Source organism: Pseudoduganella sp. jia 12 (assembly GCF_055502675.1).
Map to the genome: position 1 here is coordinate 1 of NZ_JBUXKP010000007.1, position 11,660 is coordinate 11,660.

The 11,660-nt window shown below is 63.2% G+C and carries 12 protein-coding genes and 1 rRNA gene; 9 read left to right on the plus strand and 4 right to left on the minus strand.

Annotation, left to right across the window (positions count from 1 at the left end):
• Together ACY65G_RS16365 and ACY65G_RS16370 are read right to left on the minus strand one after the other, a co-directional pair.
• Positions 1-452, minus strand: a 16S ribosomal RNA gene (locus ACY65G_RS16365); the annotation flags it as partial.
• Positions 453-821: 369 nt separating this feature from the next.
• A complete protein-coding gene (locus ACY65G_RS16370; protein ID WP_464998387.1) occupies positions 822-1,598 on the minus strand; it encodes an enoyl-CoA hydratase in 777 nt (258 codons plus the stop codon).
• A gap of 89 nt (positions 1,599-1,687) precedes the next feature.
• Here ACY65G_RS16370 and ACY65G_RS16375 point away from each other — a divergent pair, with 89 nt between their 5' ends.
• Both ACY65G_RS16375 and ACY65G_RS16380 read left to right on the plus strand, forming a co-directional pair.
• Positions 1,688-2,959, plus strand: coding sequence for an MFS transporter (locus ACY65G_RS16375; RefSeq protein WP_464998388.1), 1,272 nt, complete (start codon positions 1,688-1,690; stop codon positions 2,957-2,959).
• A gap of 51 nt (positions 2,960-3,010) precedes the next feature.
• Entirely contained in the window at positions 3,011-3,448 is a 438-nt protein-coding gene (locus ACY65G_RS16380; protein ID WP_464998389.1) for a universal stress protein, read from the plus strand.
• 6 nt (positions 3,449-3,454) lie between these two features.
• Here the strand turns inward: ACY65G_RS16380 and mltA are convergent, their stop codons facing one another.
• Together mltA and apaG are read right to left on the minus strand one after the other, a co-directional pair.
• Positions 3,455-4,702, minus strand: a complete 1,248-nt coding sequence (gene mltA / locus ACY65G_RS16385; protein ID WP_464998390.1) for a murein transglycosylase A — start codon at positions 4,700-4,702, stop codon at positions 3,455-3,457.
• A gap of 142 nt (positions 4,703-4,844) precedes the next feature.
• Positions 4,845-5,219 carry a Co2+/Mg2+ efflux protein ApaG gene (gene apaG, locus ACY65G_RS16390; protein WP_130186275.1) on the minus strand — a complete coding sequence of 125 codons (375 nt, stop codon included), beginning with the start codon at positions 5,217-5,219 and terminating at the stop codon, positions 4,845-4,847.
• Between the two features lie 184 nt (positions 5,220-5,403).
• Between apaG and rpe the strand changes: the two genes are divergently transcribed.
• The 7 genes from rpe (at position 5,404) to trpC (ending at position 11,621) form a co-directional block, all read left to right on the plus strand.
• A complete protein-coding gene (gene rpe, locus ACY65G_RS16395) occupies positions 5,404-6,069 on the plus strand; it encodes a ribulose-phosphate 3-epimerase (RefSeq protein ID WP_464998391.1) in 666 nt (221 codons plus the stop codon).
• Positions 6,070-6,071: 2 nt separating this feature from the next.
• The gene (locus ACY65G_RS16400) at positions 6,072-6,788 is read left to right on the plus strand and encodes a phosphoglycolate phosphatase (protein WP_464998392.1); all 717 of its coding nucleotides are present in this window, start codon (positions 6,072-6,074) and stop codon (positions 6,786-6,788) included.
• 236 nt (positions 6,789-7,024) lie between these two features.
• A complete protein-coding gene (gene trpE / locus ACY65G_RS16405) occupies positions 7,025-8,521 on the plus strand; it encodes an anthranilate synthase component I (protein WP_464998393.1) in 1,497 nt (498 codons plus the stop codon).
• Position 8,522: 1 nt separating this feature from the next.
• Entirely contained in the window at positions 8,523-9,107 is a 585-nt protein-coding gene (locus ACY65G_RS16410; RefSeq protein WP_464998394.1) for an anthranilate synthase component II, read from the plus strand.
• Positions 9,108-9,109: 2 nt separating this feature from the next.
• Positions 9,110-10,147 (plus strand): anthranilate phosphoribosyltransferase, encoded by a 1,038-nt coding sequence (gene trpD, locus ACY65G_RS16415; protein ID WP_464998395.1) that lies wholly within the window; start codon positions 9,110-9,112, stop codon positions 10,145-10,147.
• A gap of 12 nt (positions 10,148-10,159) precedes the next feature.
• Positions 10,160-10,801 (plus strand): LysE family translocator, encoded by a 642-nt coding sequence (locus ACY65G_RS16420; protein ID WP_464998396.1) that lies wholly within the window; start codon positions 10,160-10,162, stop codon positions 10,799-10,801.
• Positions 10,802-10,820: 19 nt separating this feature from the next.
• Positions 10,821-11,621, plus strand: coding sequence for an indole-3-glycerol phosphate synthase TrpC (trpC, locus tag ACY65G_RS16425; RefSeq protein WP_464998397.1), 801 nt, complete (start codon positions 10,821-10,823; stop codon positions 11,619-11,621).
• Positions 11,622-11,660: the final 39 nt, after the last annotated feature.

Below are 11,660 nucleotides of genomic sequence, written 5' to 3' on the forward strand. Positions count from 1 at the left end.
ACCCTTTTCTTCCCTGACAAAAGAGCTTTACAACCCGAAGGCCTTCTTCACTCACGCGGCATTGCTGGATCAGGGTTGCCCCCATTGTCCAAAATTCCCCACTGCTGCCTCCCGTAGGAGTCTGGACCGTGTCTCAGTTCCAGTGTGGCTGGTCGTCCTCTCAGACCAGCTACTGATCGTCGCCTTGGTGAGCCTTTACCTCACCAACTAGCTAATCAGATATCGGCCGCTCCAGGAGCACAAGGCCCGAAGGTCCCCTGCTTTCATCCATAGATCGTATGCGGTATTAGCGTAACTTTCGCTACGTTATCCCCCACTCTTGGGCACGTTCCGATATATTACTCACCCGTTCGCCACTCGTCAGCGGAGCAAGCTCCCTGTTACCGTTCGACTTGCATGTGTAAAGCATGCCGCCAGCGTTCAATCTGAGCCAGGATCAAACTCTTCAGTTTAATCTCTGTTTTTCCGATACTGCTATCGGAGGTCACTCACTCAAGATACTGACGAATCATCCGAAGATGATTACGTTTATTTCTTGTGCGAGCGTTTGTTGCTATATTTTGAGCATTCCGGACCGAAGTCCGGAGGCACATCGCATCAAACGCCCACACTTATCGACTGTTGATTGTTAAAGAATTCTTCGCTTTTTCAGCGGTGCTGCAACTCGGGATCAACCCGTAGACAAATCGTTGTGTTTGTCAGCAGCAGAGAGGCAAGATTATCGAGTGTTTCGTGCGAATCGTCAAGCTTCTTTCTGTCCCGCCTCAACTTGCTTGTTTCACTTTCGTGACAGCTACGTTGCTGCGAGGGACAGAACTATATCAAAGGCCGTCGAAGCTTGGCAAGCGCTTTTCGAGGAACGCATGCATGCCCTCGCGCTGGGCCGGCGTGCCGAACGCGGCATGGAACAGCCGGCGCTCGTAGCGCACGCCTTCCGTCAGCGGTACTTCGTAGGCGACGTTGACCGCCTCCTTGATCTGCATGGCGACCGATAGCGGCATCGATGCGATCGTGGTGGCTGCCGCCAGCGCTTCTTCGATCAGCTTGTCCGCCGGGACCACGCGCGAGACGAGGCCGGTCCGCTCCGCTTCCGCCGCGTCGATGGTACGTGCCGTCAGCAGCATGTCCATCGCCTTGGCCTTGCCGATCGCCCGGGGCAGTCGCTGCGTGGCACCGGCACCCGGCGTGACACCGATCTTGATTTCAGGCTGGCCGAATTTCGCCGTGTCCGCAGCGATCACGAAATCGCACATCATCGCCAGTTCACAGCCGCCACCCAGCGCGTAGCCTGCGACCGCACCGATGACCGGCGTGCGCACTTTCAGGATGTGCTCCCAGTTGCGGGTAATGTAGTTGTCCCGATAAGTGTCCTGGTAGGTGTAGTCGATCATCGCCGGAATGTCCGCGCCTGCCGCGAAGGCCTTTTCGCTGCCGGTCAGGACGATACAGCCGATCTGCGGATCCTTGTCGAAGCCGGCGAATGCCTCGCCCAGCTCGTTCATCATGCGGTCATTCAGCGCATTCAGCGCCTTGGGCCGGTTCAGGCGAATCAGCGCCACCTTGCCATGGACTTCGACGATCAGGTCTTCGTATTGCATGCTTTTCTCCGGGACGATGGGATCGGACGATTGTAGCGCCATCGGCGGGGCATTCCCATACCGCCACGGCTGCTATGATCCGGCAACCGATGGTCCTACCACTCCTTTCTTCGATCGCCGAACGCTGGCGCAGCGATGCGCTCCTGTCCAGTACCGACTTCCGGCGCTACTGGGCCAGCATGGTACTGACGAGCTTTGGCTCGCAGATCGGCACGCTCGCGCTGCCCTTGTGCGCCGTGCTGCTGCTGCACGCGACGCCGGCGCAGATGGGTGTACTGACCGCCTGCCAGGCGATTCCGTTCGCGGTGCTTGCATTGCCCGCGGGCGTACTGCTGGACCGCAGCCGCAAGCTGCCGATCCTGCTGGGCAGCAAGGCAGCCCAGGGCATTTCGCTTGCCTCGATTCCCGTCGCGTGGTGGTTCGACCTGCTGGGCATGCCTTGGCTGTATGCGGTGGCGGCCGTCCAGGGGGCATGCAATGTCATCGGCGGCGGCGCGGAGCAAATTTTTCTCACCTTGCTCGTGGGCCGCCAGAGGATGGTCGAGGCACAGTCCCGCTTCGCCAGCACGGATTCCATTTCGCGCCTGCTGGCGCCCGGTCTTGCCGGCATCCTGATCCAGTGGCTGACGGCACCGGTGGCGATCATCGCCAACGCGGCCACGTTCTTCATCTCGGTCTGGAACCTCGGCCGCGTGAAGATGCGCGAAGCGGTGCCGCCGCGCAGCGAGCGCCATCCGCTGCACGACGTTCGCGCCGGCTTCGCCTTCATCTGGCAACAGCCGCTGCTGCGGGCGCTGGCCTGGGTCGCCGGCGCCTGGCACATCCTGTTCTATGGCTACTCGGCGCTGCTGGTGCTGTTCGCCACACGCGAGCTGGGCATGAGCGCGGGCACGCTCGGCATGGCGCAAATGCTGGGAGGGATGGGTGTGTTCGTCAGCTCCCTGCTGCTGCGGCCATTGAACCGGCGTTATGGCGCGGGCATCACCATCATGATCGGCATGGCATCCATGGCGCTCGGTTTCGTGCTGATGCCGCTGATTCCCCGCGACCCGTTCGGCGACGCCCGGTTCAGCGCGGCCGCCTATGCCGCACTGATGTTTTTCTTCGACCTGGGAGCAATGCTGTTCTTCGTGCCCTACCAGGCGCTGCGCCAGAGCGTGACCCCGGATGAAATGCTGGGCCGGATGATCTCGACGATGCGCTTCCTGACGGTGGCGGTAGCACCATTGGGCGCGCTCGTGGCGGGGTACGCGGGCGACCATCTCGGCGTGCGGCCCGCGCTGTACTGCATTGCCGTGGGCGGCGTGCTGCTGGCTGTCGGGGTGGTCGCATCGCGCGCGATCCGAAGCGTGCGCCCCTGACGGGGTGGTGGCCCTACACTGGAGCATTGACAACTTTGCAAGGGGACCATCATGTTCAAGAACATCCTGCTGCCCACCGATGGATCCGAGCTGGCGGTAAAAGCCACGGATCTCGCGATCCGTTTCGCCCAGGTGCACGGCGCGCGCATCGTCTCGATCTGCGTGGCCCAGCCGTTCCCGTTCGTGCCGATGGCCGAAGGCGCGGTCGTGCCGGACGCGGAAGTGTTTGCAACGCAGATCGCCACCACCGCCAAGGCGCACATCAACAAGGTGGCAACGGCGTGCGCCGCGGCCGGCGTGCCGTTCGAAGGCATCGTCGTCGATTCCCACACGCCCTACAAGGAAATCATCGATGCGGCGCAAAAGCACAATTGCGACATCATCCTGATGGCCTCGCACGGCCGCACGGGCCTGAACAAGCTGTTCCTCGGCAGCGAAACGCAGAAAGTGCTGGCCCACACCGAGCTGCCGGTGCTGGTACTCCGTTAATCGGGCCTAGCGGGTCGCGCGCGGCAGCAGCACCCAGACTTCACCGCGCTGCTTCATCCGGCCCGCGTTTTCCGCCGCCTCGGTACCGAAGCCGAAGAAGAAGTCGACCCGGATCGCACCCCGGATGGCACCGCCGGTGTCCTGCGCCATCACGAGCCGTTGCAGCGGGATCTCGCTGGCGGCCTGTGTGGTGGACAGGTATAACGGCACGCCGGACGGTATCTGTGTCGTGTCCACGGCCACCGAACGCTGCGGCGTCAACGGCACGCCCAGCGAACCTTTCGGCCCCACGCTCGGATCCGGCAGCTTTTCCTCCCTGAAGAACACATAGCTCGGATTCACGTTCAGCAGTTCCTGCCTTCGCGTCGGGTGGCCGGCGATCCATGCCTTGATGCCCTGGGCGGAAGCCTGCTCGGACGTCAGCTCGCCCTGCTCGATCAGCCATTTGCCGATCGATTTGTAGGGATGGCCGTTCTGGTCGGCGTACGCCACGCGCACGGTTTCGCCGCTGTCGAGCTGCACGCGGCCGGAGCCCTGCACCTCGAGGAAGAACGCCTCCACCGGGTCGTCGACCCACAGCAGTTCCTTGCCGCTGAAATCGGCACGCGCGATCTCGGCACGGCTGGAATACGGCACCACCTTCCTGCCTTGCAGCCGGCCGCGCAGCCGCTTGCCCTTCAGTTCCGGATACACGCCGGCAAGATCGATCGTCAACATGTCGTCCGGCACTCTATATAAAGGGGTCTGGTACGGGCCGCCCTGCTTGCGGGCGCCGCGCAGCAGCGGCTCGTAATAGCCGGTCACCAGGCCGCTGTCCGAACCGTCCGGCGCGATCACCCGGTGCGGCACGAGGAACGTTTCAAAGAACAGCCGCACCGCACGCTCGTCACCAGCGTTGACGGTGCGGGCGATCGAGCACGCCTCCTTCCAGTCCGCACGCTTGCCGATCACGGAACACGACGACTGGAACGCCGGCCATGCGGCGCGCACGTCGTCGCGCGACCAACCCGGCAAGTCGGCGAACGTGCCCGGCACGAAGGCCGTTTTCGCCGATGGCGGTGCCGGCGGCCGGGTTGGCTCCACGGGCGGCGCGGCGGGCGCCTGGGGTTGCGGTACGGGCTGGGGTGCGGGCTGCGGCACCGGCGAAGGCTGGGGCGCGGGCGGCGTCACGCAACCGGCGAGCAGGACTGCCGATACGGCGATGCAGCTCAACGGCTGGAAAATACGGGGTAGACTACGGCGAACGAAAAACATGGAGGCGGTATGTGGATTCTGATGGTCGAGGCATTGGTGGCGCTATTCCTGCTCGTGTTCATCGTGTGGTGGACGATGCCGGGAAAGAAAAAGACGCCGCCGGCCAAACGGCCGGACCAGCCTGAATAACGAGGATTGTAGATCAGTGGAGCGAGTGCGGTAGCGTCAGCACGAATTCCGGAATCTTCACTTCGAACTGGTGGCCATCCTCGGCCACGCAGAAATATTCCCCCACCATCGAGCCCTGCGGCGTCTGCAGGGCCGTGCCGCTCGTGTACTCGAACTGTTCGCCCGGCTGCAGCAGCGGCTGGTGTCCCACCACGCCCAGGCCGCGCACTTCCTGCTTGTGATTGTTCGCGTCGGTAATCACCCAATGCCGCGAGATCAGCTGTGCGGCGACGGTCCCCGTGTTCCTGATCGTGATCGAGTAGGTGAACACGAAGTTGGTGCGCTCCGGATCGGACTGTTCGGGCAGGAACTGCGTCCTGACCGACACATCGAATGCATATTGGGCCATCGGTAATCCTTTGTTGCCGGCGCATTGGCCATGATTTGCCATGGAATGTGCCGAAATTTCAAATGTAGCGTTTTATTAACCTAGTTTCACATTGCACCCCAATTCGCCCCATTGCGCAAGGTGCGCTCCGCACATAACGGGAGAGCGGCGTAAAATAACGCATCTTTTTGCTATCCACCCTGTCATGACTACTTTCCGCATCGCTCCCAGCATCCTGTCCGCCGACTTCGCCCGCCTGGGCGAGGAAGTGAAGAACGTCGTCGCCGCCGGCGCCGACATCATCCACTTCGACGTAATGGACAATCACTATGTGCCGAACCTCACGATCGGCCCGCTGGTCTGCCAGGCGATCCGCCCGCATGTACAGGTACCGATCGACGTGCACCTGATGGTCAAGCCGGTCGACCGCATCATCCCCGACTTCGCCAAGGCGGGCGCGAACATCATCACCTTCCACCCGGAGGCCTCCGACCACATCGACCGTTCGCTGCAGCTGATCCGCGACCACGGCTGCAAGGCCGGCCTCGTGTTCAACCCGGCAACGCCGCTGTCGTACCTGGAGCACGTGATGGACAAGGTCGACATGATCCTCATCATGTCGGTCAACCCGGGCTTCGGCGGCCAGTCGTTCATTCCGCAGGCACTGAAGAAGATCGCCGAAGCGCGCCGCCTGATCGACGAATCGGGCCGCGACATCCTGCTGGAAGTCGATGGCGGCATCAAGATCGACAACATCGCCGCCGCGGCGAAAGCCGGCGCGGACACGTTCGTGGCCGGCTCGGCGATCTTCGGCCAGCCCGACTACAAGGCCGTCATCGACGCGATGCGCACCCAACTGGCAGCGGTGTAAGCATGGCGGCAGCTCACCCCCTGGCCGGCGTGCGCGCCGCCATCATCGACCTCGACGGCACGATGCTCGACACCGTGCCGGACTTCCACGTGGCCATCAACCGCATGCGCGAAGAGCTGGGCCTGGAAGCCATCACGGCCGAGCAGATCAAGAACATGGTCGGCAAGGGCTCGGAAAACCTGATCCGCAGCGTGCTGTCGCTCGACCATGACGATGCCACCGTCGAACAGCACTTCGCCGCGGCGATGGATGCCTACCAGCGGCACTACCTGGCGATCAACGGCCACCACAGCACGCTGTATCCGGACGTGGCCGCCGGCCTGACGGAGCTGAAGGATGCCGGCATCCGCCTCGCCTGCGTCACGAACAAGCCGCTCGCGTTTGCCTTGCCGCTGCTGAAGCTGAAGGAACTCGATGGCTATTTCGAGGTCATCTATGGCGGCGATTCGTTCGAAAGGAAAAAACCGGACCCGCTGCCGCTGGTGAAAGCATGCGAATACTTCGGCCTGCCGCCGCACCAGGTGGTGGCGATCGGCGACTCGTCGAACGACGCCCAGGCGGCCCGCTCGGCCGGTTGTCCGGTGCTGACGGTGCCGTATGGCTATAACCACGGTGAGTCTATACACGAGACGGATTCCGATGGTATAGTGGAAACGCTGCTGCATGCTGCACAGTTAATCAACGCGCACAATCAGCCGAATCAACCGGCTGCAACTTAAAACCGAACGCTCGTCAAACGATGTTTCTCAACAAAAGACACAACGTTACTCACCAGGGATCGATCGAGGCCTGGCTGTGGCGACGCTGGCAATCCTGGGCAAACTAAGCCACGTTGATTGCTGCCGTCGGAGATTTCGCGCGACTATCCACCTTTTCGCTCTCTCCCGGCAGGTTTTTTGAACCTCACCGCCACCATCATGCCCAAAATGGGTTCGCGTGGCGGGTTGGAGAGACCATGACCGAACTCGAATTCAAATCGCTGGCCACGCAAGGCTACAACCGTATCCCCCTGATCGCGGAAGCGTTCGCCGACCTGGAAACGCCGCTGTCGCTGTACCTGAAGCTGGCGCAGAGCCAGAACAACGGCAAGAACACGTTCCTGCTGGAGTCCGTCGTCGGTGGCGAGCGCTTCGGCCGCTACTCGTTCATTGGCCTGCCGGCGAAAACGCTGCTGCGCACGGTCGGCAGCCGCACCGAGATCGTCAAGGGCGGCGAAGTCATCGAAACGCACGATGGCAATCCCCTCGAATTCATCGAGCAGTACCAGGCCCGCTTCAAGGTCGCGCTGCGCCCCGGCATGCCCCGCTTCGTGGGCGGCCTGGCCGGCTACTTCGGCTACGACACCGTGCGCTTCATCGAGAAGAAGCTGGCCAACAGTGCGCAGAAAGATGATCTCGGCCTGCCCGACATCCAGCTGATGGTCACGGAAGAACTGGCCGTCATCGACAACCTGTCCGGCAAGCTGTACCTGATCGTGTATGCCGACACCACGCAGCCGGAATCGTTCTCGAAGGCGCGCGTGCGGCTGAAGGAACTGAAGGCGCTGCTGCGCCGCGGCGTCGATGCGCCCGTCACGTCCTCGTCGGTGCGCACCGAGGCGATCCGCGACTTCGACAAGGAATCGTACCTGGCCGCCGTGGCAAAGGCGAAGGAATACGTGATGGCCGGCGACCTGATGCAGGTGCAGATCGGCCAGCGCATCCGCAAGCCGTATGTCGATTCGCCGCTCACGCTGTACCGCGCGCTGCGTTCGCTGAACCCGTCGCCGTACATGTACTTCTATAACTTCGGCGACATGCAGATCGTTGGCGCGTCGCCCGAAATCCTCGTGCGTAACGAGACCCTCCCGGATGGCGAGAAAAAGGTCACGCTGCGCCCGATCGCCGGCACGCGCCCGCGCGGCGCCACGCCGGAAAAGGACGCGCAGCTGGCCGAGGAACTGCTGGCCGATCCGAAGGAGATCGCCGAGCACGTGATGCTGATCGACCTGGCCCGCAACGACCTGGGCCGCATCGCAGAGATCGGCAGCGTGAAGGTCACGGACAAGATGGTCATCGAAAAGTATTCGCACGTGCAGCACATCGTGTCGAACGTCGAAGGCAAGCTGAAGTCCGGCATGTCGAACCTGGACGTGCTGCGCGCCACCTTCCCTGCCGGCACGCTGACCGGCGCGCCGAAAGTGCGCGCGATGGAAGTGATCGACGAGCTGGAAATCTCCAAGCGCGGCATCTATGGCGGCGCCTGCGGCTACCTGTCGTTCGGCGGCGAGATGGACGTGGCGATCGCGATCCGCACCGGCGTGATCAAGGACGGCATGCTGTACGTGCAGGCTGCGGCCGGCATCGTGGCCGACTCGATACCCGAGATGGAATGGCTGGAAACAGAGAACAAGGCGCGCGCCGTGCTGCGCGCCGCCGAACAAGTGCAAGATGGCCTGGATGGGGAGTTCTGACATGCTGCTGATGATCGACAATTACGACTCCTTCACCTACAACATCGTGCAGTACTTCGGCGAACTGGGTGAAGACGTGCGGGTGCACCGCAACGACGAGATCACGATCGAGGAGATCGAAGCCCTGAACCCGGACCGCATCTGCATCTCGCCGGGCCCCAAGGATCCGGCGCAGGCCGGTATCTCGGTGGCGGTACTGAAGCATTTCGCCGGCAAGAAGCCGATCCTCGGCGTGTGCCTCGGCCACCAGGCCATCGGCGAAGCGTTCGGCGGCAAGGTTATCCGCGCCAAGGAAGTCATGCACGGCAAGACCTCGCCCATCGCCCATACCGGCGAAGGCGTGTTCAAGGACCTGCCGAGCCCCTTTACCGTGATCCGCTACCACTCGCTGGCGATCGAGCGCGCGTCGCTGCCCGCCTGCCTGGAAGTGACGGCATGGACGAACGATGGCGAGATCATGGGCGTGCGCCACAAGGACTTCGACATCGAAGGCGTGCAGTTCCATCCCGAATCGATCCTCTCCGAACATGGCCATGCCATGCTGAAGAACTTCCTCGATCGCACGTCGTCGAGCGCAAAGGAATGACCATGCCGATCACCCACCAGGAAGCCCTGATCCGCTGCATCGAACACCGCGAGATCTTCCACGACGAAATGCTGCACCTGTTCCGCCAGATCATGAGCGGCGAAATGTCGCCCGTGATGGTAGCCGCGCTCACGATGGGCCTGCGCGTGAAGAAGGAAACGATCGGCGAGATCACCGCCGCCGCACAGGTGATGCGCGAGTTCTCCACGAAGGTGCCGATGGCGGACACCACGAACCTGCTGGATATCGTGGGCACCGGCGGCGACGGCGCGCACACGTTCAACATCAGCAGCGCGGCCATGTTCGTGGCCGCCGCCGCCGGTGCGCGCATCGCCAAGCATGGCGGGCGCAGCGTGTCGTCGTCGTCCGGCAGCGCCGACCTGATCGAATCGCTGGGCGCCAACATCAACCTGAAGCCGGAGCAGATCGCGCAATCGATCGCGCAGACCGGCATCGGCTTCATGTTCGCGCCGAACCACCACGCCGCCATGAAGCACGTGGCACCGGTGCGCCGCGAACTGGGCGTGCGCTCGATCTTCAACATCCTCGGGCCGCTCACGAATCCGGCCGGTGCGCCGAACATCCTGATGGGCGTGTTCCACCCCGACCTCGTGGGCATCCAGGTGCGCGTGCTGCAGCGCCTCGGCGCGGAACACGCGATCGTGGTGTATGGCCGCGACAACATGGATGAAGTGTCCCTCGGCGCCGGCACGCTCGTTGGCGAACTGGTCGACGGCGAAATCCGCGAATATGAAATCCACCCGGAAGACTTCGGTCTCGCGATGGTGGCCAGCCGCAACCTGAAGGTGGCCAATGCCGCCGAATCGAAGGCCAAGGTGCTGGGCGTGCTGTCCGGCGAAACCGGCGCCGCCACCGACATCGTCGCGCTCAATGCGGGCACCGCGCTGTATGCGGCCGGCGTTGCGCCATCGATCGAAGTGGGCCTGATCAAGGCGCGCCAGGCGATCGAGTCTGGCGCCGCGCTGGCCAAGCTGCACCAGTTCGTCGAAGTCACGCAGGCGCTCGGCGCCGCCAACTGAGCGGAGCCGGCCATGTTCGGCATCCACGACCTGACGCTGTTCGTCGTTTCCGGGCTGCTGCTGAACATCATGCCCGGGCCGGATTCGCTCCTGATCATGGCGCGCAGTGCCACGCAGGGCTGGCGCGCCGGCGTGGCGGCCTCGCTCGGCATCGGCGCCGGCACGATGGTGCACGTGCTGGCCGCGGCGCTGGGCCTGTCCGCCCTGCTGGCCACGTCCGCCACCGCGTTCACCGTGGTCAAGTGGGTCGGTGCCGCCTATATCGTGTGGTGCGGCATCCAGATGCTGCGCGCGAAGCTGAAGGATTCGGCCAAGGACGGAGTCGCTCCGGCACCCGCTCCGCTGCCGCTCGGCCGCATCTTCGCTCAAGGCTTCCTGACCAATGTGCTGAACCCGAAAGTGGCACTGTTCTTCCTTGCCTTCGTGCCCCAGTTCATCGACGCCGACGCGTCGAACAAGCCGCTGGCCTTCATCATCCTGGGCTGCATCTTCAACTTCAACGGCATGTTGTGGTGTAACGGCCTGGCGCTGTTCACCGCTTTCGCGAGTTCGAAACTCAAGGTCAAGCCGCGCGTGGCGCTGTGGCTGAACCGTGTCACCGGCGGCCTGTTCCTCGCGCTGGGTGCCCGCCTTGCCCTCGCCGACCGTCATTAATTAGCAGAACCGGTAAACCATGTCCGACATCCTGAACAAGATCCTGGCCGTCAAGGCCGACGAAGTGGCCGCGGCCAAGAAATACCGCAGCCTGGCCAGCCTGCGCGCCGACGTGGAAGGCGACCGCGAGTCGCGCGCCGCGATCCGCGGTTTCGAAGCGAGCCTGCGCGGCAAGATCGCCGCCGGCCATGCCGGCGTGATCGCCGAAATCAAGAAGGCGTCGCCATCGAAAGGCGTGATCCGTGCGGATTTCCGCCCCGCGGACATCGCGCAAAGCTATGCCGAAGGCGGCGCGGCCTGCCTGTCGGTGCTGACGGACGAACAGTTCTTCCAGGGCTCCGTCGAGTACCTGAAGCAGGCCCGGGCCGCGTGCGCGCTGCCGGTGATCCGCAAGGATTTCCTGGTCGACCTTTACCAGGTCTATGAAGCGCGCGCCATGGGCGCCGACTGCATCCTGCTGATCGTGGCCGGCCTCGATCACGGCCTGATGGCGGAGATGGAAGCATGCGCGCACGAACTGGGCATGGACGTGCTGGTGGAATCGCACGATGGCGACGAGCTGACCGCCGCGCTGAAACTGAAGACCAACCTCATCGGCATCAACAACCGCAACCTGCGCACGTTCGAGGTCTCGCTCGATGCCACGCTGGACCTGCTGCCCCGTATTCCGGCGGAGCGGATGGTGGTCACGGAGTCCGGCATCCTCGGCCGCACCGACGTGCAACGGATGCGCGAGGCGAACGTCAATGCCTTCCTCGTCGGCGAGGCGTTCATGCGGGCTGATAACCCCGGCGCGGAGCTGGGCCGGCTGTTCGCCTGATCCCAAAAAATTTCCTGAAATCGGGGACTGTCCCCGAAT

Bases quoted from the DNA above. Each gene is read 5' to 3' on its own strand.
- ACY65G_RS16400 (WP_464998392.1), top strand. From the start codon at position 6,072: ATGGCGGCAGCTCACCCCCTGGCCGGCGTGCGCGCCGCCATCATCGAC.
- trpD (WP_464998395.1), top strand. From the start codon at position 9,110: ATGCCGATCACCCACCAGGAAGCCCTGATCCGCTGCATCGAACACCGC.
- mltA (WP_464998390.1), bottom strand. From the start codon at position 4,702: ATGTTTTTCGTTCGCCGTAGTCTACCCCGTATTTTCCAGCCGTTGAGC.
- trpE (WP_464998393.1), top strand. From the start codon at position 7,025: ATGACCGAACTCGAATTCAAATCGCTGGCCACGCAAGGCTACAACCGT.
- ACY65G_RS16420 (WP_464998396.1), top strand. From the start codon at position 10,160: ATGTTCGGCATCCACGACCTGACGCTGTTCGTCGTTTCCGGGCTGCTG.
- trpC (WP_464998397.1), top strand. From the start codon at position 10,821: ATGTCCGACATCCTGAACAAGATCCTGGCCGTCAAGGCCGACGAAGTG.
- apaG (WP_130186275.1), bottom strand. From the start codon at position 5,219: ATGGCCCAATATGCATTCGATGTGTCGGTCAGGACGCAGTTCCTGCCC.
- rpe (WP_464998391.1), top strand. From the start codon at position 5,404: ATGACTACTTTCCGCATCGCTCCCAGCATCCTGTCCGCCGACTTCGCC.
- ACY65G_RS16375 (WP_464998388.1), top strand. From the start codon at position 1,688: ATGGTCCTACCACTCCTTTCTTCGATCGCCGAACGCTGGCGCAGCGAT.
- ACY65G_RS16380 (WP_464998389.1), top strand. From the start codon at position 3,011: ATGTTCAAGAACATCCTGCTGCCCACCGATGGATCCGAGCTGGCGGTA.
- ACY65G_RS16370 (WP_464998387.1), bottom strand. From the start codon at position 1,598: ATGCAATACGAAGACCTGATCGTCGAAGTCCATGGCAAGGTGGCGCTG.
- ACY65G_RS16410 (WP_464998394.1), top strand. From the start codon at position 8,523: ATGCTGCTGATGATCGACAATTACGACTCCTTCACCTACAACATCGTG.